Genomic DNA, 25,724 nt, shown 5'->3' with positions numbered 1-25,724 from the left:
GGGATCGGTGATGAGCTTCGAGTGGCTGTGGCGCTTCGCTGCGCGGGCGCCGGGCGCGCGCGACGGCGCGGCGCTCAATCTCGACGCGCTGGTGCCGGACGTCGAGAAGCTGGGCGCCGGCGAGCCGAGCCCCGTCGCGGCCGAGTCCGGCATTCGACGACGCCGGCGCGACAGCGTCGAGGCCGAGCTGTCCGCCAAGCTCCTCGGGGCGCATCTGGCCAACCGGCATCAGATCTCCTACCCGCTGACCCTCGATTTCCGTTCGCTGGCGGTGGATCAAGCGGACTGCCTCGTCGACGTCGTCTCGGCCACCCTCGCGGCGGACGGCGAAAGCCCGCCGGCGCGCACCGGGCGCGCCGAGGAGCGGCTACGCCGCGTCGGCGCCGACGACGCGATGGTCGAGCGTCTTCGGAAGGGGCGGGGCGCAGCGACCTCGCTCGCCGAACTCGTCGGGCAGGCGCGCGCGCAGGACATCGCGGCGCACGCCTATGCCGTGGCGCTCCTGACCGCCGAGACGCGCTCGCCGGTGTCGAGCCTGTTCCTCGCCTATCTTGCGGCCCGGCTGGGGCTGACCCAGCAGGTGATCGGCAGTCTCAACCGGCGGTTTCGCGGCTGAGCTCGCGCAGACCCGACTGGACCGTTCCGGATTCCAAGAGCAGCGCCCGAGACACGTCGGCAAGCGTCAGCCAGCCGACCACGGTCCCGTCCTCGCTGCGCACCGCGAGACGCCGGATCCGGTGTGCGCCCATGAGGTCCATCGCCACCTGCAGGCTGTCGTCCGGCCGGCAACCGATGACCGGGAAGGACACGATGTCGCGGGCCACAGTCGTCGTCGGGTCGAGGCCCTTGGCCACCACGCGGTAAAGAATATCGCGATCGGTGATCACCCCGAGAAGATCGCCTTCGGTGCCGATCGGCAAGGCGCCGACGTCGAGATCGCCCATCACCACCGCGAGTTCCGCGGCGCTGTCGTCTCCCGAGGCGAATTCGACGTGGCGGGTCATCAGGCTTTCGATCTTCACGGGCGTTCGGGCTCCTCGCAGGCGGATTGAGTGTGCTCAACGCGCTGCACCGCGAAGAGTTCGCCCTCGGCCAAGGAACCATTCACCGGATCGAAGCCTTCTAACGTCGCGTCATTCCCAGACAGGACGGGATCTACTCCTTGAACATTCAGAACACAGCGACGTCGCTGACGTCCGGCCTCTCCAAGCCCGGCCTCAAGCGTTCCCGCGTCGAAGCCGGCCGCCCCTATCCGCGCGGCGCGAACTGGGATGGGCTGGGCGTCAACTTCGCGCTCTTCTCGGCCAATGCCACGAAGGTCGAGCTCTGCCTCTTCGACGAGACCGGCACCCAGGAAATCGAGCGGATCGTGCTGCCGGAATACACCAACGAGGTGTTCCACGGCTATCTGCCGGACGCGCGTCCCGGCCTGATCTACGGTTACCGCGTCCATGGTCCCTACGAGCCGAAGGCCGGTCATCGCTTCAACCCCAACAAACTGCTGCTCGACCCCTACGCCAAGCAGCACGTGGGCTCGCTCACCTGGGACCATGCGGTCTTCGGCTACACGATCGGCCATGCCGACGGCGACCTGTCGTTCGACGAGCGCGATTCCGCGCCCTTCGTGCCGAAGTCGCAGATCATCGACCCCGCCTTCACCTGGGGCAGCGAGCGCCGTCCGAGCATTCCGTGGGAGCGCACGATCTTCTACGAGACGCACGTGAAGGGCTTCACGCAGCGCCACCCGTCGGTGACCGAGCGTGAGCGCGGCAAGTTCGCCGGCCTCGCCAACCACGACGTCGTGAAATACATTCAGAGTCTCGGCGTGACTTCGGTCGAGCTGCTGCCGATCCATGCCTATGTCGACGACAGCTATCTCGTAGAGAAGGGCCTGAAGAACTACTGGGGCTACAACACCCTCGGCTTCTTCGCGCCCGATCCGCGCTACATGGCCGGACCTTTCGTCAACGAGTTCAAGGAACTCGTGTCGACCTTCCACCATGCCGGCCTCGAGGTGATCCTCGACGTCGTCTACAACCACACGGCCGAGGGCAACGAGAACGGGCCGACGCTCTCCTTCAAGGGCATCGACAACGCGTCCTACTATCGCCTGATGCCGGACAACCCGCGCTACTACATCAACGACACCGGCACCGGAAACACCGTCAACACCAGCCATCCGCGCGTGATGCAGCTGGTGATGGACAGCCTACGCTACTGGGCCGGCGAGATGCGCGTTGACGGCTTCCGCTTCGATCTCGCGACGATCCTGGCGCGCGAGCCGCACGGCTTCTCGGAGGAATCGTCCTTCCTCCACGCTTCGATGCAGGATCCACTGCTCGCGCAGGTCAAGCTCATCGCCGAGCCGTGGGATTGCGGCCCCGGCGGCTATCAGGTCGGCCGCTTCCCGCCGGGCTGGGCCGAGTGGAACGACGGCTACCGCGACACGATCCGCTCCTACTGGCGCGGCGACGAGGGCAAGGTGCCCGCCGTCGCCTCGAAGATCAGCGCTTCCGCCGATCTCTTCGACAAGCGCGGCCGTCGCCCGTGGGCGTCGGTGAACTTCATCACCGCGCATGACGGTTTCACCCTGCACGACACCGTCTGCTACAACGACAAGCACAACGAGGCGAACGGCGAGGGCAACCGCGACGGTCACTCGCACAACCTGTCGAACAATTACGGCGTCGAGGGACCGACCGAAGACGCCGAACTGAACGACACCCGCTTCCGCCAGCTGCGCAACTTCTTCGCCACGCTCCTCTTCTCGCGTGGCACGCCGATGATCCTGGCGGGCGACGAGTTCGCGCGAACGCAGAACGGCAACAACAACGCCTATGCGCAGGACAACGAGATCGGCTGGGTCAACTGGGACGTCTCGCCCGACGGCATCGACCTCGCCGAGTTCGTGCAGAAGCTCATCCTCATCCGCCAGTCGTTGCCGATGCTGCGTCGCGGACGCTTCCTGCACGGCACGTTCGACGAGGAGATCGGCGTCAAGGACGTCTCGTGGATCTCGCCCGGCGGCGGCGAGATGCAGGACGGCGAATGGACGGACGCCGGCGCCCGCTGCTTCGGCATGCTGCTCGACGGTCGCGCGCAGTCGGAGGGCATTCGCCGTCTCGGCAGCGATGCGACCATGCTGATGGTGCTCAACGCCCATTACGACGTCGTCAACTTCAAGCTGCCGGAGGCACCTGGCGGCAAGCGCTGGCGCTGCATCATCGACACCAATCTGCCCGACCGCAACGAACTCGAGCCGTTCGATTTCGGCACCGAGTACATGGTGACGGGCCGGTCCTTCCTCGTCTTCCTGCTGGAGCCGGAGGAGGGGCACCCGACCTCGGAGGCCGCGCATCGTGCGTTCCTGCACGTGTCGGAGGCCTTCGACACGGCCGCGGCCGATCGCGTGCACTTCGTCGAGAGCCCGAAGGACTGACGTCGTCGTTCGAACCATAGAACGAGTTGGGGGCCGCATCGCAGGATGCGGCCCTTTTTCGTGAGCGGTCGCGCGCCCGCCGCATCGACCGCTGTGGCGGTGACGGTCAGCGCTGCGTTACGAGGGAGGTCGATGAGCGGCGGTGCTCTCGGGGGGTGAGCGGGCTTTGCGACGCTCGCCGAAAAACGTCTTGCGCCATCGGTCATCTGAGCCGTTTCGTCTGGCGAAGAACGGCGACGGCAGGCGAACGGCGGCTCGTGACCTCGACCCGTCCTGCCTTGGCGACGCAGCGATACCGGTCGATCCCGCCCGCGGTGGATGGAGGACGATTGCCGGGTATCACGGATGGGGCAGGGGTCTTTTTCCAGCCGACATCGCAGACACCGGACGGTCGAGGTCGGCAAGGCGCCGCCGCGTATGGCAGCGTCGCGCCTCAACTCCTCAGGCGCTCGACCGGGCGGTTCGTCGTGTGCGATCGGCCCCTCACGCCTGTGGGTTCGCACCCACGACCGAGAGATGCCTCGCCCCTACTCCGCGGGAACGGCGGCGCCGACGCGGGTCTGGTCGGCCGGCTCGGCGCCGCGCAGCTTCTCACGCGTCTCCGGCACGGCGCGGGGCCCCGACATTTCGAGCGCGGCGGCGAGGGCCGAGTTGAGGGTCGTCACGAGCGCGTCGGCATGGACGCGGCGGCGCAGCTCCGACAGCATCGCGGGATCGCGCTGGCGCCAGATGCCGATGAGGATGCGCGCCTTCGGGGCGACGCGATGCACCTGCCGCACGGCTTGGCGCAGGTGCACGATCGACAGCGGCTCGATGAAGGAGAGGCAGACCAGCGCCACGCCGCGCGCGTCCTCGGCCGTCGGCGGGTTCGCCTGCAGCTCCTTCCAGCCGACATGGCGCGAGGTCAGCCCCTGCCGGTTGAAGACCTGCGACAGCATCGCGGTCACCGCCTCGTCCAGCGCGCTGACGCCGGAGATGCAGATCACCGGCGTCTCGCCCTGCCATTCCGGCGCGAGATCCTCGCGGCGCTGAATGACCCGCGTCACCGCCTGGTCCGGTCCGGCGGCGTCGACTGCGGCGGCCGCCTCGGCGGTCAGATGCTTCTTGCGCCGCTTCTGGGTATGGACGGGGATCGCCTTTAGATCGTCGATCAGTTCGAGGGTCGAGGCCCTCAGCGTGTCCAGGCGCGCGTCGCGCACGGCGAAGCGTGCGACGTCCTCGTGCGCGATGCGCAGACCTTCGAGCGCCACCTCGTCGTAATAGGTCGCCAACTCGCGCTCGCGCAGGAACTCGCGCGCCTGATCGGCCGCCTCCTGCGGCGCGCCTGCGAGCATGCGCTGGTAGAAGATCTGTGGCGGCGACAGGGCAGGTCGATCGCCGAACATCACGTCGATGAAGGCCAGCCGTGGAACGTGCCGCCCCATCACCACCAGGCAGATGGTCAGCGGCGTCGCGAGGATCAGGCCGACTGCGCCCCACAGAAGCGCCCAGACCGTGGCGGCCAGCAGGATGGCGACCGGCGAAAGGCCGGTGGAGTGGCCGTAGAGGACGGGCTCCACGACGTTGGACAGGAGCGTCTCGACGCCGAGGAAGAGCACCGCCGTCCAGATCACGAGGCTCCAGCCGGGGTCCACCGCGAAGGCGAGCAGCATGGGAAGGCCCGCGCCGACGATACCGCCGACATAGGGGATGAAGCGCAGGATGCCGCCGAGAATGCCCCAGAGGAAGGGTGAAGGCACGCCCATCAGCCAGAGGCCGCCGCCGGTGATGAGGCCGAAGGCGGTGTTCACGCCGAGCTGGAAGAGGAGGAGCTTCGACAGGCGCGAGGCCGCGTCGTCGATCGCTGCGGTGGTCTGCTGAAGATCGTCGGTGCCCGCCAGCCGGATGAAGCGGTTCCGCAAATCCTCGCGTTGCAGGAGGATGAAGATCGCGAAGATGACCACCACGCCGAAGGTCGCCAGCGGATGCAGGAGCGGCGACACGTAGGTCGTGACCGTGTCGATGATGCTCGAGCCGTTCTCCACGGTGACCGGGATCGGCTGGCGCGGCAGGGTGCCGGAGGCGTCGCTTTCGAGAGAGGCGGGCGCGCCCATCTGCTGGATGTCGGCGGCCATTTCTTCGAGCGAGCGGGCGGCGCGGCTGAAGGGACCGTCGCCCTGCGCCTGCGCCGATTCCGAAAGCGAGCGCAGCTTCTGCTGCACCGTCGTGCGGTAGGAGGGAATCTCGCCGACGAGCGCCGTGATCTGCACCGCGATGACGAAGCCGAGCGCGGTGATCACCACGGTCGCGAAGGTGATGGCGCCGGAGATCGCGAGCATGCGGGGCACGCGCATGCGCTGCAGCCCGATCACGATCGGGGCGAGGATGAAGGACAGGAGAATGCCCAAGGCGAAGGGCACGAAGATCTCGCGGCCGAGATAGAGGATCGACGAGACGGTCAGGATCAGCACGCTGACCGCAAGCGCCGTGAAGAGCGGCAGTGCCTTGCGCAGCATCTGCGAGGTGACGATATCCAAGGGTGTACTCCGGCCACCTCGCGGCCGATGGCGACCGCGATCCAACGCAGCGAAAGCTATGACGAGGTCAACCGGTTCCCGACCGGTCGCAGATTTTATCGTTCCCCCTTTCGCGGCGCAAATGCGCAACGTTTCGTTAACGGCGCTATCGAACGAGCCATCACGTTTTTGCATGGCAGCGCCGGCCGGATCGTGTCTTCAATGAAGACGCCGACAGGTCCATCTTCAGTGCAACAGAGAAACGAAGAGGAACCGTCATGACCGCCCAGCCCAATCGCCTGCGCCAGTTCGGCCGCCAGCTTCGCTCGATCGGCACCGCCGTCGGCGGCGCCGTGGCCTGTGCCTCGGCGGCCGAGGCGGGCAAGCGTCCGTCGCGTTCCGCACTGACCGCCGTCGGCATCGATGCCGACGCCTATTACGGTATCGGCCGCGACTGATCGACGGCTTTGCCGGCCATTGGGCCGGTCATCTCATGCCAAAAGGGCAGCCGCATCGAGCGGCTGCCCTTTTTTCGTTGGATGCTCGCGTCTTTGCGGACGCGAAGCCCCTCAATCTTCGTCGGACGCCATTGCGGTGAGCAGCTTGCCGCGGCCGCGGGCCCGCAGGATCATCGGCACCACCAGCGCCAACAGGGCCATGGTCAGAAGCGCGATGGCCAGCGGCGAGTGGACGAGCACGCTCGGATCGCCCTGGCTGATGGCGAGCGCCCGGCGCAGCTGCTGCTCGGCCATCGGCCCGAGGATCAGCCCCACCACCACCGGCGCGATCGGATAGCCGAAGCGGCGCAGCATGTAGCCGAGAAGGCCGAAGGCTAGCAGCATGCCGAGCTCGACGGAAGACGGGTTGGCGCCGATGCAGCCGAGCGTCGCGAAGACGAGGATGCCGGCATAGAGCCAGGGGCGGGGGATGGTGAGAAGCCGCACCCAGAGCCCGATCAACGGAAGGTTGAGCACCACCAGCATCAGGTTGGCGATGAGAAGGCTGGCGACGAGACCCCAGACGATCTGCGGCGAGGTGATGAAGAGGAGCGGTCCCGGCTGCAGCCCGAACTGCTGGAAGGCCGCGAGCATGATGGCTGCCGTCGCCGAGGTCGGCAGGCCGAGCGTCAGGAGCGGCACGAGCGTGCCGGCGGCGGACGCGTTGTTGGCCGCCTCCGGCCCGGCGACGCCCTCGATGGCGCCGTGGCCGAACTCCTCGGGGTGCTTGGAAAGGCTCTTTTCCATCGAATAGGAAAGGAACGTGCCGATCTCGGCGCCGCCCGCCGGCATGGCGCCGATCGGAAAGCCGACCGCGGTGCCGCGCAGCCACGGCTTCCAAGACCGCCTCCAGTCTTCCTTGGTCATCCAGAGCGAGCCCTTCACGGCCTCGATCACGTCAGGCGTGCGCGACGCCGCGGCGGCCACCACCAGCGCCTCGCCGATGGCGAAGAGCGCCACGGCGAGCGTCGTCACCTCGATGCCGTCGAGAAGATTGGCAGAGATGCCGCCGAAGAACGAGGCGAGCCCGCCGTAGACGGGCGCGAGCGCCGCGTCGGGATCGGCGGCGAGGCGGCGGAAGGTCTGTGCCGCGCCGGTGAGCGTCAGCCGCGCCTGTCCGGTCTGCAGGTCGATGCCGACGAGGCCCATGGTGAGGCCGAGTGCCAGCGCGGTCAGGCCGCGCAGCGCCGAGGCGCCGAAGGCGGCCGAGACGGTGACGAAGGCCAGCAGCATCAGCGCGAAATATTCGGCCGGGCCGAAGGACAGCGCGAAGGAGACGATGACCGGCGCGAGGAAGGCCAGACCCAGCGTCGCGATGAGGCCGGCGACGAAGGAACCGATGGCGGCGGTGGCGAGCGCCGGGCCGCCGCGGCCCGCCCGGGCCATCTTGTTGCCTTCGAGCGCGGTGATGATCGAGGCGCTCTCGCCCGGCGTGTTGAGGAGAATCGACGTCGTCGAACCGCCATACATGCCGCCATAGTAGATGCCCGCGAACATGATGAGCGAGCCGGCGGCGTCGAGCTGGTAGGTGACGGGGAGCAGCAGCGCCACCGTCAGCGCCGGGCCGATGCCGGGAAGCACGCCCACCGCGGTGCCGAGCGTCACGCCGATGAGGGCGTAGACGAGGTTCATCGGCTGCGTGGCGGTGAGCAGCCCCTGCCCGAGAAGTGCGAACGTATCCATCGATGGGACCCGCGATCAGAAGGGAAGAGCCGCGGCGGCGGCAGGCGGGATGGTGCGGGCGCGGCTGGCGGCGCGCCTCGAAAAGACCGGCGCGCCTCTAGAAGAAGAGGCGTTCGAGCGGGCCGGCGGGCAGCGCGAGGCGCAGCACCTGCGTGAACAGGATCCAGATCGCGAAGCACAGGAGAATGCCGATCGGGATCGTCATCCAGAGCTTGCGTCGGCCGAAGGCACGGGCGGTGGCCGCGAAGAGAAGCCCGGTGGCGATGGAGAAGCCGGCCATGTTGAGGAGGATCAGCTGCGCCGCGAGGCCGCCGACGATCCAGACGATCGGCGCGACTTCGTCGTGCTCGCGTTCGGGGAACTCGCCCCGCCAGGCCTCCACCATCGTCCAGAGGCTCAAGCCCACGAGCACGGCGGCGATCAGGTAGGGCACGGTGGCCGGGCCGACCCGCGCATAGGCGCCGCCGCCGACATGGCTGGCGTCCCAGCCGACGAGCAGGCCGAGCACGAACAGCGCCACGCCGATGGCCATCGCCGCCCGGTCGGGGCGGCGATGGCTCGGGGTGTCGATCGGATCGAGCCGATCGCTCATTGCTGCACGAGGCCGATCGCGGTGAGCACGGTCTTGGTGTCGGCGATGTTCTTGGCAAGCTCGGTCTTGAACGCGTCGCCGGCGAGGAACGCGTCCTGCCAGTTGTTGCGCTCCAGAACGGCCTTCCACTCCGGCGACTTGGAGAGCTTTTCCATGTCGCCGGTGATGGCGGCCTGCTGCTCGGCCGAGATGCCGGGCGCCGCGGCGACCATGCGCCAGTTCTGCAGCGACACGTCGAGCCCGGCCTCCTTCAGCGTCGGCGCGTCGGTGCCGGGAATGCGCGCGTCGCCGGTGGTGGCGAGAAGGCGCAGCGTGCCGGCCTTGATCTGCGATTCGAACTCGCCGTAGCCGGAGATGCCTGCCGCGACCTGCTGGCCGAGGATCGCCGCGAGCGCCTCGCCGCCGCCCGAGAAGGCGATGTAGTTGATCAGCTTGGGATCGACGCCCGCGGCCTGCGCGATGAGGCCGGCCGCGATGTGATCGACGCCGCCCGCCGAGCCGCCGGCGACGGCCACCGCACCGGGATCGGCCTTCATCGCGGCCGTGAAGTCCTGGATCGTCTGATAGGGCGAGGACGCCGGCACCACGATCGCCTCGGTCTCGCCGGTGAGGCGCGCGATCGGCGTCACGTCGTCGAGGCTGACGGGCGAATTGTTGGTGAGGATCGCGCCGACCATCACGTAGCCGCCGACGAGCAGCGCTTCCGGGTTGCCGGACTTCGCCGAGACGAACTGCGCGAGGCCGATCGTACCGCCGGCGCCGGGCACGTTCACCACCTGCACGCCGCTCGCGATCTTGGCCTCCTGCATCACGTTCTGCATGGCGCGGGCGGTCTGGTCCCAGCCGCCGCCGGGCGAGGCCGGCGCCATGATCTCGTAGCTGGCGGTCTGCGCGAAGGCGCTGGTCGAGGCGAGAAGCGCGACGAACGCGCCCACGATAAGGGTCTTCATGATCTTCCTCCCGAAAGGCGGCAATGCCGATGCTCTTTGCGCGGCATGGGTCGGCGAGAAGAGATCATGAACGATGGGCTGGGTAAACCGGTGACGAGCGGTCCCTCCAGACCTTTTCGTCGCCGGGGCGGTCCGCAGCTTTCGGCGGCGAACCGATCCCTCGTGTCGTGACTGCACCTCCAGCCTCCCGGCCGTCGTTGACGATCTTACGGGCGCGACCTGTCAAAAACCTGTCACGGGCCCTGCGGCCACTGGATGCGCCGCGTTCAGCGCGGCGAGACGATCTCACGCCAGGTCTCCAGGAAGCGCGCGCGGCGCTGCCGGTCGAGGCCAACGAGCAGCGAGGGGCCGAGCGCGATCGGCTGCACCGCGCCATGCCCGAGCGAGGCGATGTGTTCGGCCGTCCAGCGGCCGGCGGAGCCGGGCACCACCGAGCCGAGCGCCGCGGGCCCCGCCAGCACCGCCTGGCCGGCCGGCGAGAGCGTGAAGTCGAGAAAGGCCTCGGCGAGATCGGGGCGCGGCGCCGCCACGGGGATGAGCATGGTGCGCGTGAGCACGAGCACGTAGTCGTCGGGCACCACGATGGCGATCGGCGCGCCGGCCTGCTGGCGGGCGAAGGCGTAGGAGCCCAGCACGTTGTAGCCGATCGCGAGGCTCCCGTTCGCCAGCCCGTCGAGGATCGCCGGGCTCGATCCGCTCACCACCGCGTCGGTGCGCCCGAAGGCGTTGGCGAGGCGCCAGAAATAGGAGGAGATCGCCGCGTCCTGCGTCGCCAGGAGATAGCCGACGCCGCTGGTCGCCACGTCGTAGGTGGCGACGCGGCCGCGAAAGCGCTCGGGCTCGCGCTCGAGGAGTCCGGCGAAGCCGAGATGCGTGCGCGGCACCTCGCCCTCGGTGATGGCCCGCGTGTTGTAGACGATCACCGCGGGCTCGAAGGAGAAGCCGAACACCTGCGAGCGCCAGCGCGCCCAGGCCGGCAGGGCGCGCACCAAGGGCGAATCGTAGGCCCTCGCGAGGCCGCCGTTGACGAGCTTGACCTGAAGGTCGGAGGCCGAGCTCATCAGGATGTCGGGGCTGGCGCCGTCGCCGGCGACGAAGCGCTCGAAGATCGGCCGCGTGTCGCCCTCCTCGTAGGCCACGGCGACGTTCGGCCGGGTTGCCTGGAAGGCCTGGACGAGCGGGGTGAAGAGCGGGGTGTCGGTGGTGCCGGCGACGCGCAGCACGTCGGCGGTGGAGCCGTTCGGGGCGGGGTATAGCGTCTCGGCGGCTGTGGCAGGCGGTGTCTCGGCGAGCATGGTGAGAGCGAGCGAGGCCAGCGCCAGAACCCCTGCGATCGCGGCGCGAGGCGCGGGGCGATCCACCCGAAGCGCCAGCGGCAGCGTCACGCAGACGGTGAGGCCGCCGCCGCTGCGGTCCTTCAGCGCGATCGCGCCGCCCTGCGCAGCCACCACGCGGCGCACGATGGCGAGACCCAGCCCCGAGCCAGTGCGCCCTTCCGCCGCCGCGCCGCGCCGGAAACGCTCGAAGACCAGCGCCTTCTCGGCGTCCGCGATGCCGGGGCCGCGGTCGGAGACGTGGATCTCCACCGAGGCTGCCGCTCCCGCGAGGGCGCGGGCGGGCGCCACGAAAAGCGACACCGGGCCCTCGCTGTAGCGCAACGCGTTGTCGAGGAGGTTGCGCAGCATCTCGCGCAGCACGACGCGGTCGCCGTCGAGCCGCGCCTCCGCGGCGGCAGGATCGACATGCACGCCGACGCGGCTCGCGAGATCGGGGTCGAGCCGGCCGACGACCTCGGCGAGCACCGCCGACAGTTCGGTCGGTCCGGTGGCGTTCGGGGTCTCCAGCCGATGCGAGATCGTGGCGTCCATCAGGAGCTGGCTGACGAGCTGGCTCGCCTGCACCGCGCCGTCGTGGATGCGCGCCACCTGCCGGCGCAGCTCCGCCGGGTCGGGCTCGCCGCGCGCCACCTCGGCCTGCGCGCGCAGGGAGGCGAGCGGGGTACGGACCTCGTGGGCGGCTTCGGCCACGAGCGCCTCCAGCCGCTCGCGCGCCGTGCGCAGCCGCGCCATGAAGCCGTTGAGGGCGCCCACGAGTTGCGCCACCTCGATCGGCGCGCGCGCCTCCACCGGTTCGAGATTCTCCGGTGCGCGGCCGCGCAGATGCCGTTCGAGACCCGCCAGCGGCGCGAAGACGCGGCCGATGCCGAACCAGAGAAGGGCGAGCGAGAGGAGCGTCATCGCCGCCACCGGCAACAGCGCGTTTCCGAGGATCTCGCGCGACAGCGCGTCGCGCTCCCCCTGCGTCTCCGCGACGCGGATCGTCACCCAGCCGGTGCCCGCCGCCGAGGAGACGAGGCGCCCGACGGTGGCGATGCGCACGGGTTCGCCGCCGTAGCGGTCGTCCGCGAAGGCGGCGTCGTCGTCGCCCGCCTTCGGCAACGACGCGCCGAGATCGGGATCGCCGGTGACCTCCGCGCCGGAGGGCGCGAGCACGGAATAGAAGATGCGGTCCTCGCCGGAGAACATGGCGAAGGCGGCGAGCGGCAATTCGACGGTGACGGTGCCGTCCTCGAGCTGCACCGCCCCGGCGATGGTGAGCGCGGAAGCCGCCAGCAGCCGGTCGAAGGCGCGGTCGGCGGAGCGCTCGGCATAGGCGTGGAGGAAGGCGACGAGCGCGAGGGCCGCGACGAGCAGCAGCGCCGTTGCACCGATCAGGATACGCCGGCGGATGGACACCGGCCTAGCGGACATCGCGCACCCGCGCGACGTAGCCCGCGCCCCGCACGGTGGCGATCTCCACCGAGGAGCCCTCCAGCTTGCGCCGCAGCCGCGAGACGTAGAGCTCCAGCGCATTGATCGAGACCATCTCGTCGAACGAGAAGAGCTGGGCCATCAGCTGCTCCTTCTGCACCACAGCGCCCGGCCGCGAGAGAAGAATCTCGAGCAGACGGAACTCGCGGCGTCCGAGATCGGCGGGGCGCCCGGCCACCGTCACCTCGTGGCCCGCGAGGTCGATCGCGACGTCGCCATGGCGCTGCAGGCTGGTGGTCTGCCCGGCGGGGCGGCGCAGCAGCGCCCGCAGGCGGGCCTCCAATTCGCGCAGGTCGAAGGGCTTCACGAGATAGTCGTCGGCCCCCTGGTCGAGGAGGCTCACCTTGTCGTCGATCTCGGAGCGCGCGGTGACGACGAGCACCGCCACGGCGTTGCGCCGACGGCGAAGCTCCGCCAGCACCGACAGCCCGTCGCGTCCCGGCAGCGTCAGGTCGAGGATCACCGCGTCGAACGGCTCGGCCGCGCAGGCCTCGATCGCCTCCTCACCGGTGCGCACCCATTCCACGGAATGGCCGGCCTGGCGCAGGTGCCGGTTGGTCGCGTCGCCGAGGCCCTCGTTGTCTTCCACCAGAAGCATGCGCATCGCAGATGTCTCGTGGGTCGCACCGAAGGACGGAATGGGCGAGGGGAGGGGCGGGGCCTTCGCGGGTCGCCGCAGCATAGGTTGGGCGGCCCGCGATGCAAGGCCGGCGGCCGGCTCGTCTGACGAGCGCATTCGCCGCGCCCGGTTGATCCCGGCGGGCAGAACCGCCTATCGGTCTCGGCAATCGAAGACGCACCGACGCCTCCCTTACGCGCGGCCGTCGAAGCGAACCGGAAGGGCTGCACGAATGGATGGGATCGCGAAGGTCGGGCTCGCCGCCGAACTGCTGGCGCATGCCGAGCGCCACGGCCCCGTCACGGTGGGGCTGGCCGGCGCCGGGCAGATGGGCACCGATCTCATGGTGCAGCTGCGGCTGATGCCGGGCGTGCGGCTCGGCGCGGTGTCGACCTCGCGGCCGGGTGCGGCGCGCGAGACGCTGCGCTTCGCCGGCTACGAAGCGGGCGACGTCGTGGAGGCCGGCTCGCCCGCCGCGGTCGACGCCGCGATCGAGGCGGGGCGCGTGGCGCTGGTGGCGGACTTCCGCACCTTCTGCGCGGCGGGGCGCATCGACGTCGTGATCGACGCCACAGGTAGCCCGAGCGCGGGCACGCGCATCGCGCTCGACGCCTTCCGCAACGGCAAGCACGTGGTGATGCTCAACGTCGAGGCCGACATCACGATCGGGCGTGCGCTGGCGGCGGAGGCGCGCTCGGCAGGCGTCGTCTACACGGGGGCGGCCGGCGACGAGCCGCATGCGACGCTGGAGCTGATCGGCCTCGCGCAGGCGCTGGGGCTCGACATCGTGGCGGCCGGCAAGGGCAAGAACAATCCGCTCGACTTCGCCGCCGTGCCCGCCGACTACGAGGAAGAGGCGGCGCGGCGCAACATGAACGCGCGCATGCTGGTGGAGTTCGTCGACGGCTCGAAGACGATGGTGGAGATGACCGCCATCGCCAACGCCACCGGTCTCGTGCCCGACGTGCCCGGTATGCACGGGCCGAACGCCACCGCGGAAGACTTGGCGCAGGTGCTCTGCACGCGCGAGGACGGCGGCATTCTGACCAAGCCCGGCTGCGTCGACTACTCCATCGGCCGGGGCGTCGCGCCCGGCGTCTTCTGCATCGTCAAGCCGCGCCATCCCCGCGTCCTCGAACGCATCGCCGATCTGAAAGTCGGGCCCGGCCCCTGCTTCGCGCTCTACCGGCCCTTCCATCTGACCAGTATCGAGGTGCCGCTCTCGGCGATCCACGCGGTGATGCGCGGCGTGCCGCACATGGAGCCGCTGGAGCGCCCCGTGGCCGAATGCATCGCGGTGGCCAAGCGCGATCTGGCGGTCGGCGAGACGCTCGGGCGCATCGGCGAGACGCAGTATCGCGGCTTCGCCATGGTCTGGGCCGAGGCGCGGGCCGCGGGCGGCCTGCCGCTGGGCCTTGCCGAGGGCGGGCGCGTGACGCAAGCGGTGAAGGCCGGCGACAAGCTGACCTATGCCAACTGCGCGCCCGACGAGACGCAGGAGGTGACGCAGATCCGCCGCCGGCTCGACGCGGCCGACGCGCGGTTCGCGTGAAGAGCGGTGCTCGTGAAGAGATGAGCTCGAAGCGGGCGGCCTTTTACCACGTCCGCCGGCGCATCGCGACGACCCGCCTCTCGCCTTTGGTTACGCCGATCACTTGTAGTTAAACGGAATCGTCACGTTCGTCGCCTCTCCGTCGGGATGGGGCGGAAACGGGCTGGCCCGCTGGATCACCGACACTGCTGCCTGATCGACGATCGCGTTTCCGGACGAGGAGGACAGGCGGATGCCGGTCGCCGCCCCGCTGGTCGTAACCCGGAACGTCACCTGCGCCGTTCCCGATCCCTGTACCGATCGCCTGAACCGACGAACGCGGGCGTTGATCTGGGCACGCCAACGCTGCTCGTCGTTAGCCGAAACCCTCGACTTGGCGCCCTGCGACGCCTCTGCTGCCGCTTTCGCCGTGGAGGCGCGCGAGGGCGGCGGCGCGGTCTTGCGCTCGACGCGCGGCCGCGCCTCGCGGCGAACCGGCGTCTCCCGCCTCTCGGGCGGAGGACGGCGGCGCTCGGTCACGGCCCGCTCGGGCGGGCGCGGCGGCGCGGGGCGGGCGCGCGGAACCGGCGCGTTGATCACGGCGTCCGCTTGCTGCTCGGTCACCGGCAGCACCGGCGGCAGCACCTCGGGCGGCGGCTCGGGGATGACAGGCTCCGGCGGGAGTGGCTCCGGCGGCTCGGGCACCACGGGTTCGGGAACCACCGGCTCCGGCGGCAGAGGTTCGGGCTCGGGCGGCACCACGGGCTCGGGCGGAGCAGGCTCCGGCGGCGGCGGTTCGGGCGGCGGCGGCGTCACCGGCTCCGGCAGGGGCTCGGGTTCGGCCGTCGGCTCGGGCGGGGCGGGTTCCGGCTCAGCCTCGGTGGGCGGCGCCTCCACGGCGGGCGCGGCGGGCGCCGACTGCTCGGGCGGCGCGAGGTCGATGAGGATCGGCGCCTCCGGCACGCCCTGCGGCGGCGCGGCGACGGGCGGCATTTGCACGAAGAACCAGGCGCCGGCCGCATGCAGGCTCACCACGACGAGCGCGGCCACGCCCCAGTGAAGGCCGCCGAACCAGCCGTCCGGCTTCTCCCAATCCTGCGGGTTGGCGAGTGTCATGGCTGCGGCGGCGATCCGGCGGGTGCGGGCGAGGCGGGCGCGGCGGTCGGTCCGGGGGCGGCGGGCGATGTGCTCTCGGACGCGGCATTCTCGAGGCCGACGAGTGCGATCTTCAGATAGCCGGCGTCGCGCAGCGCGTTCATGATCTCCATCAGGTCGCCATAGGCCACCGCGCCATCGGCGCGCAGGAACACGCGCTCCTCGCGGTTGCCCCCGGTGCGCGCGTCGATCGCGGCGCGCAGCGTCTCCTTCGTCACCGGCGCCTCGCCGAGCACGAGGTTCAGGTCGTCCTGCACGGTGAGATAGAGCGGCTCGTCCGGCCGCTCCTGCGGGCGCGCGTTGGAGACCGGCAGGTCCACCGGCACGTCGACCGTGGAAAGCGGCGCCGCCACCATGAAGATGATGAGCAGCACCAGCACCACGTCGATGAAGGGCGTGACGTTGATGTCGGCGACTTCGCCGGTGTCGTCGTCGTCGCCGGTCTTGAGGCTCACGCCCATCGGATCACTCCGCCGCCTGGAGCGAGGGACGACCGCCCGCCGGGCGCGCCGCCGCCTTCGCGCGGTCGAGATCGCGCGACAGGTGCTGGAGCACGGCGGCCGAGGCGTCCGAGAGCACTGCCTTGTAGCCGGCGATGGCGCGGGCGAAGACGTTGTAGACGATGACGGCGGGGATCGCCGCCACGAGGCCGATGGCGGTGGCGAGCAGCGCCTCGGCGATGCCGGGCGCCACCACTGCGAGGTTGGTGGTGTTGGCCTGGCTGATGCCGATGAACGAGTTCATGATGCCCCAGACCGTGCCGAACAGGCCGACGAAGGGGGCCGTCGAGCCGATCGTGGCGAGCAGCCCCGTGCCGCGCGCCATGCGCCGCCCGGCCCGCGCCTCGATGCGGTGCAGCGCCGCGGCCGCGCGCTCCTTCACGCCATCGGACGGCAGGTCGACCGAGCGCGCGCGCTCCTCGGCGGCGGCGCTCACGAGGGCGGCGACCGGCCCGCCCTTCCAGCCGTTCGCCGCGAGGCTGTCGGGCGTCGGCAGCGCGGAGGCCTCTTCGAGGCGGCGCACCCCGATGCGCGCCCGGCGCTTGGCGGCGGCGAGCTCCAGCACCTTGGCGAGCCAGATCGTCCAGGTGACGAGCGAGGCGAAGGCGAGGCCGATCATCACCGCCTTCACCACGTAGTCCGCCGCGAGGAACATGCCCCAGGGCGAGAGATCGTGCGGCAGCGCGCCGGTGGCCGCCGGCGCGATCTCGGCCTCCTCGCCGCTGCCCGCCGCGGGCGCGGCAGTGCCGCTCTCCTGCGGGATGCCGACGAGCGCGGGGGACGACGCGGCCGGTGCCGGCACCGCCGCAGGAGAGGGAGAGACGATCGGCGCCGCGGCCGGCGCCTCAATGGTGGGGGCGGCGGCTGGGTCGGTCACGGGCACGGCCGGCGCATTCGAGGCCGGTGCGGCGGGCGCCTCGACCACGGGCGCCGCGACGCTGGGCTGGGACGGAGCCGGTGCGATGGTGAGGGGCTGCGACGCAGCAGGCGCGGAGACGGCCGGCGGTTGCGGGGCAGGGGCCTCCTGCGCGAAGGCGAGGCTCGAACCGGCCACGCCGATCGCCGCCACGAGCCAAATCCGGCCCGCTCTGCCGGCGGCCCGGTGGGCGCGAGGGCGAAGAGGCGTCGTATCGTTCATGGCGAACCTTCCCGCGGACGGGACGTCGAGCCGGTCCGTCTCGCCGAACACGCTCGATCGGCGATCCTTCGCCGCACCCGTCAATCATGACTACAGTAGTCATGTTTCCATAGGCGAGGGCGGGTCTCCGGTGCAACCCCTCTTCTCTCGCGCCTCTCGCGCTTTCCCCCGTTGCCGCCCATCGACATCACGCCGGCGTGCTCCACCATAGCGCTTCAATCGGTTCGACGCCGGCCCGGCTGCACGGCGCAGCGCCCGCCGGACCGCAGGGACATTCGGCCGATGCGATCGGCCGGTCCCATCGAGACGCGAAGAGGACGATCCGATGAGCGCGGTCAAATCCGTTTCCCCCCACGACACCGGCCAGACCGGCGACGCCTCCGGCCAGCGGGCGATCGACACGATCCGCACCCTGGCGATGGACGCCGTGCTGAAGGCCCATTCCGGCCATGTCGGCGCGCCGCTGGGCCTCGCCGCGGTCGGGCACACGCTCTGGAGCCGCTTCCTGCGCACCGATCCCGACCAGCCGGACTGGCCGAACCGCGATCGGTTCGTGCTCTCCGTCGGCCACGGCTCGATGCTGCTCTACGCGCTGCTGCATCTGGCGGGCGTGAAGGAGATCGACGCCGACGGCGCCAAGACCGGCAAGCCGGCGGTGTCGCTTCAGGACATCGAGCAGTTCCGGCAGATGGGATCGAAGACCCCCGGCCATCCCGAATACCGGATGACCACGGGCGTCGAGACCACCACCGGCCCGCTCGGGCAGGGCTGCGGCAACTCGGTCGGCATGGCCATCGCCGAGCGCTATCTCGCCGCGCACTACAATCGGCCGGAGGCGACCGTCTTCGACCACGACGTCTACGTGCTCTGCGGCGACGGCGACCTGATGGAGGGCGTCGCCAGCGAGGCGGCCTCGCTCGCCGGGCACCTCAAGCTCTCCAACCTCTGCTGGATCTACGACAACAACCACGTCTCGATCGAGGGCAACACCGAGCTCGCCTTCTCCGAGGACGTCGCCGAGCGCTTCCGCGGCTACGGCTGGAAGACGCTGCACGTCACCGACGCCAACGATGCCGAGGCCATCGCGAAGGCGCTCACAGAGTTCCGCGAGACCGACGACCGGCCGACGCTGATCGTCGTCGACAGCGTCATCGGCTACGGTCTGCCCAAGCAGCAGGGCACGGCCGCCGCGCACGGCGAAGCCTTCGACGCCGACGACGTGAAGGCCGCCAAGCGCTCCTACGGCTGGCCGGAGGGCGAGAGCTTCCACGTGCCCGCCGGCGTGGCCGAGGCGTTCAACGCGGCCGTCGCCGGACGCGGCCGGCCGCGGCGCGAGGAATGGGAGCGCGATTTCGCGGCCTACCGGAAGGCCCATCCCGATCTCGCCGACGAGATCGACCTGATGCGCCAGGGCAAGCTGCCGAAGGGCTGGGACGCGAACCTGCCGAGCTTCGAGGCGGACGCCAAGGGCGTCGCCTCGCGCGATGCCGGCGGCAAGGTGCTGAACGCCATCGCCGAGAAGGTGCCCTTCCTCGTCGGCGGTTCCGCCGACCTCGCGCCCTCCACCAAGACCAAGCTCACCTTCGAGGGCGCCGGCTCCTTCGAGGCGGGGTCCTATGGCGGGCGCAACCTGCATTTCGGCATTCGCGAGCATGGCATGGGCGCCGTCGCCAACGGCATGGCGCTTTCCTATCTGCGCTCCTTCACGGCGACCTTCCTCGTCTTCTCCGACTACATGCGCCCGACGCTGCGCCTCGCCGCGATCATGGAAGTGCCGACGATCTTCGTCTTCACCCATGATTCCATCGGCGTCGGCGAGGACGGGCCGACGCACCAGCCGATCGAGCATCTGGCCTCGCTCCGCGCCATTCCCGGCCTCAACACGATCCGCCCGGGCGACGCCAACGAGGTGGTGGAGGCCTGGAAGATCGCCGTCGAGCAGACGCACGAGCCGACCTGCCTCGTCTTCTCGCGCCAGAACCTGCCGACGATCGACCGCACCAGATACGCGAGCGCCGAAGGCCTGCGACAAGGCGGCTACGTGCTCGCCGGCTCGCCCGACGAGACGCCGGAGGTGATCCTCATCGGCACGGGATCGGAGATCTCGCTGTGCCTTGCCGCACACGAGAAGCTGACAGCCGAAGGCGTGACGTCGCGCGTCGTGTCGCTGCCTTCGTGGGAGCTCTTCGAGAAGCAGGACGATTCCTATCGCGACCGCGTGCTGCCGCCTGAGATCATGGCGCGCGTCGCGGTGGAGCAGGCCGGCTCGCTCGGGTGGGACCGCTACACCGGCGCCAAGGGCGCCAAGATCACCATGTCCACCTTCGGCGCCTCGGCGCCGCTCGCCAAGCTGCAGGAGAAGTTCGGCTTCACGCCCGACCATGTCGCCGAGGCCGCGCGCGGGCAGATCGCCGCGCGCCGAAGCTGATCCGTCCTCGACCTTCGCGACCGCCGGCGGGAGGCGGCGGTCGCTCATTCCCACCCATCATCTCGAAGAGACATCCCATGCAGATCGCGATCATCGGCCTCGGCCGGATGGGCGGCAACATCGCCCGCCGCCTGATGAAGAACGGCCACGAGTGCCTCGTCTACGACCGCTCCGTGGAGACCGTCGCGGCGCTGTCGGGCGAAGGCGCGGTGCCGGCCGCCTCGCTCGGCGAGCTCGCCGCGAAGTTCTCCGGCCGCAAGGTCTTCTGGGTGATGCTGCCGGCGGGCGATCCCACGGAGGCGACGATCCGCGACCTCGCCGGCCTCTGCGCCCCCGGCGACGTGATCATCGACGGCGGCAATTCCTTCTACAAGGACGACATCCGCCGCGCCAAGGAGTTGGAGCCGAGCGGCATCGCCTATGTGGACGTCGGCACCTCCGGCGGCGTCTGGGGGCTGGAGCGTGGCTATTGCATGATGATCGGCGGGCCCGAGGAGACGGTGCGCGATCTCGACCCGATCTTCGCCGCGCTCGCGCCCGGCTACGGCGACATCGCGCGCACCCACGGGCGCGATGCGCCGGACGACCGCGCCGAGCGCGGCTACATCCATGCCGGCCCGGCCGGCGCCGGCCATTTCGTCAAGATGGTCCACAACGGCATCGAATACGGCCTGATGCAGGCCTATGCCGAAGGCTTCGACATCCTCGCCTCGAAGAATTCCGAGCACCTGCCGGCCGACGAGCGCTTCGCCCTCAACCTGCCGGACATTGCCGAGGTCTGGCGCCGCGGCTCGGTGGTCTCGTCCTGGCTCCTCGACCTCACGGCCGACGCGCTCGCCTCCGACCACAGCCTCGAGCGCTTCTCGGGCCGGGTCGCCGACAGCGGCGAGGGGCGCTGGACGATCGACGCGGCAATGGAGGAGGCGGTGCCCGCCCACGTCCTCTCGGCCGCGCTCTACGCGCGCTACCGCTCGCGCTCCGACAACACGTTCGGCGACAAGCTGCTCTCGGCCATGCGCTTCGGCTTCGGCGGCCATGTCGAGATCCCGCAGTGAGGGATCTGCCTCCCGCCGCCGCCGGCATCCGCCTCGTCGTCTCCGACATCGACGGAACGCTGGTGCGCGACGACAAGTCGCTCGCCGACGAGACGGTGGCGGCGATCCGCCGGGCGCGGGCCGCCGGCATCGCCTTCACGCTGATCTCGGCCCGGCCGCCCTCCGGCCTCGGCGAGATCGCCGCGAAGGTCGAGATCACCGACGAGCCGATCGGCGCCTTCAACGGCGGCGCGCTGTCGCGGCGCGACGGCACGGTGATCGGCTCGCACCGCATTCCCGAACGGGAAGCGCGGCAGGCGGTGGAGATGCTCGACGCAGCCGGCGTCCTCGTCTGGGTCTTCGCCGACGGCCAATGGCTGGCGCGCGAGGATGCCGACGCCTCGCCGCACGGCCCGCGCGAGCGTCTCGCCTCGGGCCTCGCGCCGACGACCGTCGCATCCTTCGACGACGCGCTGGCGCGGGCCGACAAGATCTCCGGCGTCAGCGACGACCACCCGCTGATGCGCCGGCTGGAAGCCGAGGTGGCCGCCGCCATCGGCGAGGCCGCGACGGTGGTGCGCTCGCAGGTCTACTTCCTCGACGTCACCGCGAAATCCGCCAACAAGGGCGACGGCGTCGCCTTTCTCGCCGAGACGATGGGCGTGCCGCTCCACGCCGTGGCGGTGCTCGGCGACATGCCGAACGACGTGCCGATGTTCGCCCGCGCCGGGCTGTCGGTCGCCATGGGGCAGGCGCCCGAGGAGGTGCGCCGCGAGGCGATGCTCGTCGCTCCCACCAACGAGGAGAACGGCGTCGCGCGGTTTCTCGACGCGCTCGTCGCGGTGCAGGCGGCGGCACGCCGGCTGGTCTGACGCCTGCCTCGCCAAGGCTTGCGGAATGATATAAGGAACTCCTTATATGATAGGGCGCATGGCCGGCGATGCCGCCGGTTGCGCGTCTTTCGAATCCCGAGGGTTCCCCATGAGTCTCGTCAGCGACCGCCTGTTCGCCGCCCCTGCCGCCAGTGGCGCGCGAGACGACGTGTGGACGGCGCTGAGCAAGGCGGCGGCGACGCGCATCCTCATCCTCGACGGCGCCATGGGCACGCAGATCCAGGGCCTCGGCTTCGACGAGACGCATTTCCGGGGCGAGCGCTTCCTCGGCTGCGAATGCCACCTGCAGGGCAACAACGACCTTCTCGTGCTGACGCAGCCCAAGGCCATCGAGGACATCCACTTCGCCTACGCCATGGCCGGCGCCGACATCCTGGAAACCAACACGTTTTCGGGCACCACGATCGCGCAGGCCGACTACGAGATGCAGGCGGTGGTCTACGAGCTGAATCGCGAGGGCGCGGCCGTGGCGCGCCGCGCGGCGGTTCGCGCCGAAGAGGCGGACGGGCGCCGGCGTTTCGTGGCGGGCGCCATCGGCCCGACCAACCGCACGGCGTCCATGTCGCCGGACGTCAACAATCCCGGCTACCGCGCCGTGACCTTCGACGAGCTGCGCATCGCCTATGGCGAGCAGGTGCGCGGTCTTCTCGACGGCGGCTCGGACATCATCCTCATCGAGACGATCTTCGACACGCTGAACGCCAAGGCGGCGATCTTCGCCACCGAGGAGGTGTTCCGCGAGGCTGGCGTCACGCTGCCGGTGATGATCTCCGGCACGATCACCGACCTTTCGGGCCGCACCCTCTCGGGCCAGACGCCCACGGCCTTCTGGAACTCGGTGCGCCACGCCAAGCCCTTCACGATCGGGCTGAACTGCGCGCTCGGCGCCGAGGCGATGCGCCCGCATCTCGCCGAGATCGCAGGCGCGGCCGACACTTATCTCTGCGCCTATCCCAATGCCGGCCTGCCCAACGAGTTCGGCCAGTACGACGAGAGCCCGGAGGCGATGGCCCGGCAGATCCGGGGCTTTGCCGAGGAGGGCCTCCTCAACGTGGTGGGCGGCTGCTGCGGCTCGACGCCCGAGCACATCCGCGCCATCGCCGACGCGGTGGAAGGCTTGGCGCCCCGCCGGTTCTCGAAGGCCGCGCCGGTGATGCGCCTGTCGGGTCTCGAGCCCTTCGCGCTGACGAAGGACATTCCCTTCGTCAATGTCGGCGAGCGCACCAACGTCACGGGCTCGGCGAAATTCCGCAAGCTGATCACCGCCGGCGACTATGCGGCGGCGCTGGACGTGGCGCGCGACCAGGTGGCGGCGGGCGCGCAGGTCATCGACGTCAACATGGACGAGGGCCTGATCGACTCGAAGGCCGCGATGGTCGAGTTCCTCAACCTCGTCGCCGCCGAGCCCGACATCGCCCGCGTGCCCGTGATGATCGACAGCTCCAAGTGGGAGGTGATCGAGGCCGGGCTGCAATGCGTGCAGGGCAAGCCGATCGTCAACTCGATCTCGATGAAGGAGGGCGAGGAAGCCTTCCTGCATTACGCCCGGCTGGTGCGCGCCTATGGCGCGGCCGTCGTCGTCATGGCCTTCGACGAGGAGGGGCAGGCCGACACGTTCGAGCGCAAGGTGGCGATCTGCACCCGCGCCTACGAGCTTCTGACGACCGAGGCGGGCTTCGCGCCCGAGGACATCGTCTTCGATCCCAACGTCTTCGCGGTGGCCACCGGCATCGAGGAGCACGACGGCTACGGCGTCGCCTTCATCGAGGCGACGCGCACGATCCGCGAGACGCTGCCGCATGCCCATATCTCCGGCGGCATCTCCAACCTCTCCTTCTCGTTCCGCGGCAACGAGCCGGTGCGCGAGGCCATGCACGCGGTGTTCCTCTACCATGCGATCCAGGTCGGCATGGACATGGGCATCGTCAACGCCGGGCAGCTCGCGGTCTACGACACGATCGACCCGGAGCTGCGCGAGGCCTGCGAGGACGTCGTCCTCGACCGTCGGCCGAAGGGCGAGGGCACCGCGACCGAGCGCCTGCTCGACATCGCCCAGCGCTATCGCGGCACGGCGGGGCGCGAGGCGCAGGCCAAGGATCTCTCCTGGCGCGAGAAGCCGGTGGCCGACCGACTGGCGCACGCGCTCGTCAACGGCATCACCGAGTATATCGACGAAGACACCGAAGAGGCGCGGCTCGCCGCCGAGCGCCCGCTCCACGTCATCGAAGGCCCGCTCATGGCGGGCATGAACGTCGTCGGCGACCTCTTCGGCGCCGGCAAGATGTTTCTGCCGCAGGTGGTGAAGTCGGCTCGCGTGATGAAGCAGGCGGTGGCCCATCTCCTGCCCTTCATGGAGGAGGAGAAGCGCCAGCGCATCGCGGCGGGCGGCGCCGAGGAGCGCAAGAACGCCGGCAAGATCCTGATGGCGACGGTGAAGGGCGACGTCCACGACATCGGCAAGAACATCGTCGGCGTCGTGCTCGCCTGCAACAATTACGAGGTGATCGACCTCGGTGTGATGGTGCCGGCCGCCAAGATCCTGCAGATCGCGCGCGACGAGAAGGTCGACGTCATCGGCCTCTCCGGCCTCATCACGCCGTCGCTCGACGAGATGGTGCATGTCGCGAGCGAGATGGAGCGCGAGGGCTTCTCGATCCCGCTCCTCATCGGCGGGGCGACGACGAGCCGCGTCCACACGGCGGTGAAGATCGACCCGCGCTACAACAAGGGCCAGACGGTCTACGTCACCGACGCCTCGCGCGCCGTCGGCGTCGTCTCCAGCCTCCTCTCGCCCGAGCAGCACGACGGCTATGTCGGGGGCATCCGCGCCGAATACGAGAAGGTGGCGGCCAACCACGCGCGCTCCGAGGCCGAGAAGCAGCGCCTGCCGCTGGCGCGCGCCCGCGAGAACGCCGTGAAGCTCGACTGGGAGCGCTACACGCCCCCCGCGCCGAATTTCCTCGGCACCCGCACCTTCGAGACCTGGGACCTCGCCGACCTCGCCCGCTACATCGACTGGACGCCCTTCTTCCAGACCTGGGAGCTGAAGGGCCGCTATCCCGCGATCCTCGACGACGAGAAACAGGGTGCGGCGGCGCGCCAGCTCTTCGAGGACGCGAAGGCGATGCTGGCGCAGATCGTCGAGGAAAAGTGGTTCCGGCCGCGCGCCGTGGTCGGCTTCTGGCCGGCCAACGCGGTGGGTGACGACATCCGCCTCTTCACCGACGACACGCGGGCCACCGAGCGCGCGACGCTCTTCACGCTGCGCCAGCAGCTTTCGAAGCGCGGCGAGCGGGCGAACGTGGCGCTGGCCGACTTCGTGGCGCCCGTCTCTTCGGGCAAGCCCGATTATGTCGGCGGCTTCGTGGTGACGGCGGGCATCGAGGAGGAAGAGATCTCCAACCGCTTCGCCAAGGCCAACGACGACTACGCCGCCATCATGGTGAAGGCGCTGGCCGACCGCTTCGCCGAGGCCTTCGCCGAACGCATGCACGAGACGGTGCGCCGCGAGTTCTGGGGCTACGCCACCGACGAGACCTTCGCGCCGGAGGATCTCGTGGGCGAGCCCTACCGGGGCATCCGCCCGGCGCCGGGCTATCCCGCGCAGCCCGACCACACCGAGAAGGCGACGCTGTTCGAGCTTCTCGATGCCGAGGCGCAGACCGGCGTGACGCTGACCGAGAGCTTCGCCATGTGGCCGGGCTCGTCGGTCTCGGGCCTCTATCTCTCGCATCCAGAAAGCTACTATTTCGGCGTGGCGAAGGTGGAGCGCGATCAGGTCGAGGATTATGCCGCCCGCAAGGGCATGCCCGTCGCGGAGGTGGAACGCTGGCTCGGGCCGATCCTCAACTACGTGCCGTCGCGCGCAGAGGCTGCCGAGTAGTCCGCTCACGTTGCATTGCCGGAATTTAAGGAGGCCGCTGCGTTGAAGACGCGGTCCCGTGGCGTAGAACGAGGGAA

Annotated in this window: 18 protein-coding genes; 8 read left to right on the top strand and 10 right to left on the bottom strand. The window is 70.0% G+C overall.

Features of this window, described 5'->3' with window-relative positions; genetic code table 11:
• Nucleotides 1-10 precede the first annotated feature (10 nt).
• Nucleotides 11-616: a DUF533 domain-containing protein gene (locus GGR04_RS02960; protein ID WP_183197678.1), complete on the top strand. Its 606-nt coding sequence runs from the start codon at nucleotides 11-13 to the stop codon at nucleotides 614-616.
• Here the strand turns inward: GGR04_RS02960 and GGR04_RS02955 are convergent.
• Entirely contained in the window at nucleotides 594-1,022 is a 429-nt protein-coding gene (locus GGR04_RS02955; protein WP_183197675.1) for a CBS domain-containing protein, read from the bottom strand. The genes GGR04_RS02960 and GGR04_RS02955 overlap by 23 nt on opposite strands.
• A 140-nt stretch (nucleotides 1,023-1,162) precedes the next feature.
• On the opposite strand from GGR04_RS02955, the gene glgX reads away from it, so the two are divergent.
• Nucleotides 1,163-3,439 carry a glycogen debranching protein GlgX gene (gene glgX / locus GGR04_RS02950; protein ID WP_246392648.1) on the top strand — a complete coding sequence of 759 codons (2,277 nt, stop codon included), beginning with the start codon at nucleotides 1,163-1,165 and terminating at the stop codon, nucleotides 3,437-3,439.
• A 527-nt stretch (nucleotides 3,440-3,966) separates the two neighbouring features.
• Here the strand turns inward: glgX and GGR04_RS02945 are convergent.
• On the bottom strand, nucleotides 3,967-5,955 hold the full coding sequence (locus GGR04_RS02945; RefSeq protein WP_246392640.1) for an AI-2E family transporter: 1,989 nt from the start codon (nucleotides 5,953-5,955) through the stop codon (nucleotides 3,967-3,969).
• A gap of 257 nt (nucleotides 5,956-6,212) precedes the next feature.
• Between GGR04_RS02945 and GGR04_RS02940 the strand changes: the two genes are divergently transcribed.
• Nucleotides 6,213-6,392, top strand: a complete 180-nt coding sequence (locus tag GGR04_RS02940; RefSeq protein WP_183197672.1) for a hypothetical protein — start codon at nucleotides 6,213-6,215, stop codon at nucleotides 6,390-6,392.
• Nucleotides 6,393-6,503: 111 nt separating this feature from the next.
• Here GGR04_RS02940 and GGR04_RS02935 read toward each other — a convergent pair whose 3' ends face one another.
• The 5 genes from GGR04_RS02935 to GGR04_RS02915 all read right to left on the bottom strand — a co-directional run bounded on the left by GGR04_RS02935 (nucleotide 6,504) and on the right by GGR04_RS02915 (nucleotide 13,070).
• Nucleotides 6,504-8,114, bottom strand: coding sequence for a tripartite tricarboxylate transporter permease (locus GGR04_RS02935; RefSeq protein ID WP_183197670.1), 1,611 nt, complete (start codon nucleotides 8,112-8,114; stop codon nucleotides 6,504-6,506).
• 97 nt (nucleotides 8,115-8,211) lie between these two features.
• Entirely contained in the window at nucleotides 8,212-8,706 is a 495-nt protein-coding gene (locus GGR04_RS02930) for a tripartite tricarboxylate transporter TctB family protein (protein WP_183197668.1), read from the bottom strand.
• Nucleotides 8,703-9,656 (bottom strand): Bug family tripartite tricarboxylate transporter substrate binding protein, encoded by a 954-nt coding sequence (locus GGR04_RS02925; RefSeq protein ID WP_183197666.1) that lies wholly within the window; start codon nucleotides 9,654-9,656, stop codon nucleotides 8,703-8,705. The genes GGR04_RS02930 and GGR04_RS02925 overlap by 4 nt, the downstream gene beginning before the upstream one ends.
• Before the next feature lie 266 nt (nucleotides 9,657-9,922).
• Nucleotides 9,923-12,406, bottom strand: coding sequence for a sensor histidine kinase (locus GGR04_RS02920; RefSeq protein ID WP_183197664.1), 2,484 nt, complete (start codon nucleotides 12,404-12,406; stop codon nucleotides 9,923-9,925).
• Nucleotides 12,396-13,070 (bottom strand): response regulator transcription factor, encoded by a 675-nt coding sequence (locus GGR04_RS02915; protein WP_183197661.1) that lies wholly within the window; start codon nucleotides 13,068-13,070, stop codon nucleotides 12,396-12,398. The genes GGR04_RS02920 and GGR04_RS02915 overlap by 11 nt, the downstream gene beginning before the upstream one ends.
• Nucleotides 13,071-13,317: 247 nt before the next feature.
• Between GGR04_RS02915 and GGR04_RS02910 the strand changes: the two genes are divergently transcribed.
• Nucleotides 13,318-14,637: an NAD(P)H-dependent oxidoreductase gene (locus GGR04_RS02910; RefSeq protein ID WP_183197659.1), complete on the top strand. Its 1,320-nt coding sequence runs from the start codon at nucleotides 13,318-13,320 to the stop codon at nucleotides 14,635-14,637.
• 99 nt (nucleotides 14,638-14,736) lie between these two features.
• Here GGR04_RS02910 and GGR04_RS02905 read toward each other — a convergent pair whose 3' ends face one another.
• The 3 genes from GGR04_RS02905 to exbB are packed head-to-tail and all read right to left on the bottom strand — an operon-like array spanning nucleotide 14,737 to nucleotide 17,340.
• The gene (locus GGR04_RS02905) at nucleotides 14,737-15,732 is read right to left on the bottom strand and encodes an energy transducer TonB family protein (RefSeq protein ID WP_183197657.1); all 996 of its coding nucleotides are present in this window, start codon (nucleotides 15,730-15,732) and stop codon (nucleotides 14,737-14,739) included.
• On the bottom strand, nucleotides 15,729-16,232 hold the full coding sequence (gene exbD / locus GGR04_RS02900; protein ID WP_183197655.1) for a TonB system transport protein ExbD: 504 nt from the start codon (nucleotides 16,230-16,232) through the stop codon (nucleotides 15,729-15,731). Before exbD ends, GGR04_RS02905 begins: the two co-directional genes overlap by 4 nt.
• A gap of 4 nt (nucleotides 16,233-16,236) precedes the next feature.
• The gene (exbB, locus tag GGR04_RS02895; RefSeq protein ID WP_376769813.1) at nucleotides 16,237-17,340 is read right to left on the bottom strand and encodes a tonB-system energizer ExbB; all 1,104 of its coding nucleotides are present in this window, start codon (nucleotides 17,338-17,340) and stop codon (nucleotides 16,237-16,239) included.
• A 394-nt stretch (nucleotides 17,341-17,734) separates the two neighbouring features.
• On the opposite strand from exbB, the gene tkt reads away from it, so the two are divergent.
• The 4 genes from tkt to metH all read left to right on the top strand — a co-directional run bounded on the left by tkt (nucleotide 17,735) and on the right by metH (nucleotide 25,647).
• Nucleotides 17,735-19,837, top strand: a complete 2,103-nt coding sequence (gene tkt / locus GGR04_RS02890) for a transketolase (RefSeq protein ID WP_183197651.1) — start codon at nucleotides 17,735-17,737, stop codon at nucleotides 19,835-19,837.
• Between the two features lie 77 nt (nucleotides 19,838-19,914).
• Nucleotides 19,915-20,892: a phosphogluconate dehydrogenase (NAD(+)-dependent, decarboxylating) gene (gene gnd / locus GGR04_RS02885; RefSeq protein ID WP_183197648.1), complete on the top strand. Its 978-nt coding sequence runs from the start codon at nucleotides 19,915-19,917 to the stop codon at nucleotides 20,890-20,892.
• Complete coding sequence (locus GGR04_RS02880; RefSeq protein ID WP_210291608.1) at nucleotides 20,889-21,743, top strand: Cof-type HAD-IIB family hydrolase; 855 nt, start codon at nucleotides 20,889-20,891, stop codon at nucleotides 21,741-21,743. The genes gnd and GGR04_RS02880 overlap by 4 nt, the downstream gene beginning before the upstream one ends.
• A gap of 109 nt (nucleotides 21,744-21,852) precedes the next feature.
• Nucleotides 21,853-25,647, top strand: a complete 3,795-nt coding sequence (gene metH, locus GGR04_RS02875) for a methionine synthase (RefSeq protein ID WP_183197646.1) — start codon at nucleotides 21,853-21,855, stop codon at nucleotides 25,645-25,647.
• Nucleotides 25,648-25,724 lie beyond the last annotated feature (77 nt).

Origin of the sequence: Aureimonas pseudogalii, assembly GCF_014196835.1 — a bacterium.
GTDB lineage: Bacteria > Pseudomonadota > Alphaproteobacteria > Rhizobiales > Rhizobiaceae > Aureimonas > Aureimonas pseudogalii.
Note: the sequence above shows the minus strand (reverse complement) of the source record. Positions and strands in the feature narration are given on the sequence as shown.

Bases quoted from the DNA above. Each gene is read 5' to 3' on its own strand.
- GGR04_RS02960 (WP_183197678.1), top strand. From the start codon at position 11: ATGAGCTTCGAGTGGCTGTGGCGCTTCGCTGCGCGGGCGCCGGGCGCG.
- GGR04_RS02940 (WP_183197672.1), top strand. From the start codon at position 6,213: ATGACCGCCCAGCCCAATCGCCTGCGCCAGTTCGGCCGCCAGCTTCGC.
- GGR04_RS02935 (WP_183197670.1), bottom strand. From the start codon at position 8,114: ATGGATACGTTCGCACTTCTCGGGCAGGGGCTGCTCACCGCCACGCAG.
- GGR04_RS02930 (WP_183197668.1), bottom strand. From the start codon at position 8,706: ATGAGCGATCGGCTCGATCCGATCGACACCCCGAGCCATCGCCGCCCC.
- GGR04_RS02925 (WP_183197666.1), bottom strand. From the start codon at position 9,656: ATGAAGACCCTTATCGTGGGCGCGTTCGTCGCGCTTCTCGCCTCGACC.
- GGR04_RS02920 (WP_183197664.1), bottom strand. From the start codon at position 12,406: ATGTCCGCTAGGCCGGTGTCCATCCGCCGGCGTATCCTGATCGGTGCA.
- GGR04_RS02915 (WP_183197661.1), bottom strand. From the start codon at position 13,070: ATGCGCATGCTTCTGGTGGAAGACAACGAGGGCCTCGGCGACGCGACC.
- GGR04_RS02910 (WP_183197659.1), top strand. From the start codon at position 13,318: ATGGATGGGATCGCGAAGGTCGGGCTCGCCGCCGAACTGCTGGCGCAT.
- GGR04_RS02905 (WP_183197657.1), bottom strand. From the start codon at position 15,732: ATGACACTCGCCAACCCGCAGGATTGGGAGAAGCCGGACGGCTGGTTC.
- exbD (WP_183197655.1), bottom strand. From the start codon at position 16,232: ATGGGCGTGAGCCTCAAGACCGGCGACGACGACGACACCGGCGAAGTC.
- tkt (WP_183197651.1), top strand. From the start codon at position 17,735: ATGAGCGCGGTCAAATCCGTTTCCCCCCACGACACCGGCCAGACCGGC.
- gnd (WP_183197648.1), top strand. From the start codon at position 19,915: ATGCAGATCGCGATCATCGGCCTCGGCCGGATGGGCGGCAACATCGCC.
- metH (WP_183197646.1), top strand. From the start codon at position 21,853: ATGAGTCTCGTCAGCGACCGCCTGTTCGCCGCCCCTGCCGCCAGTGGC.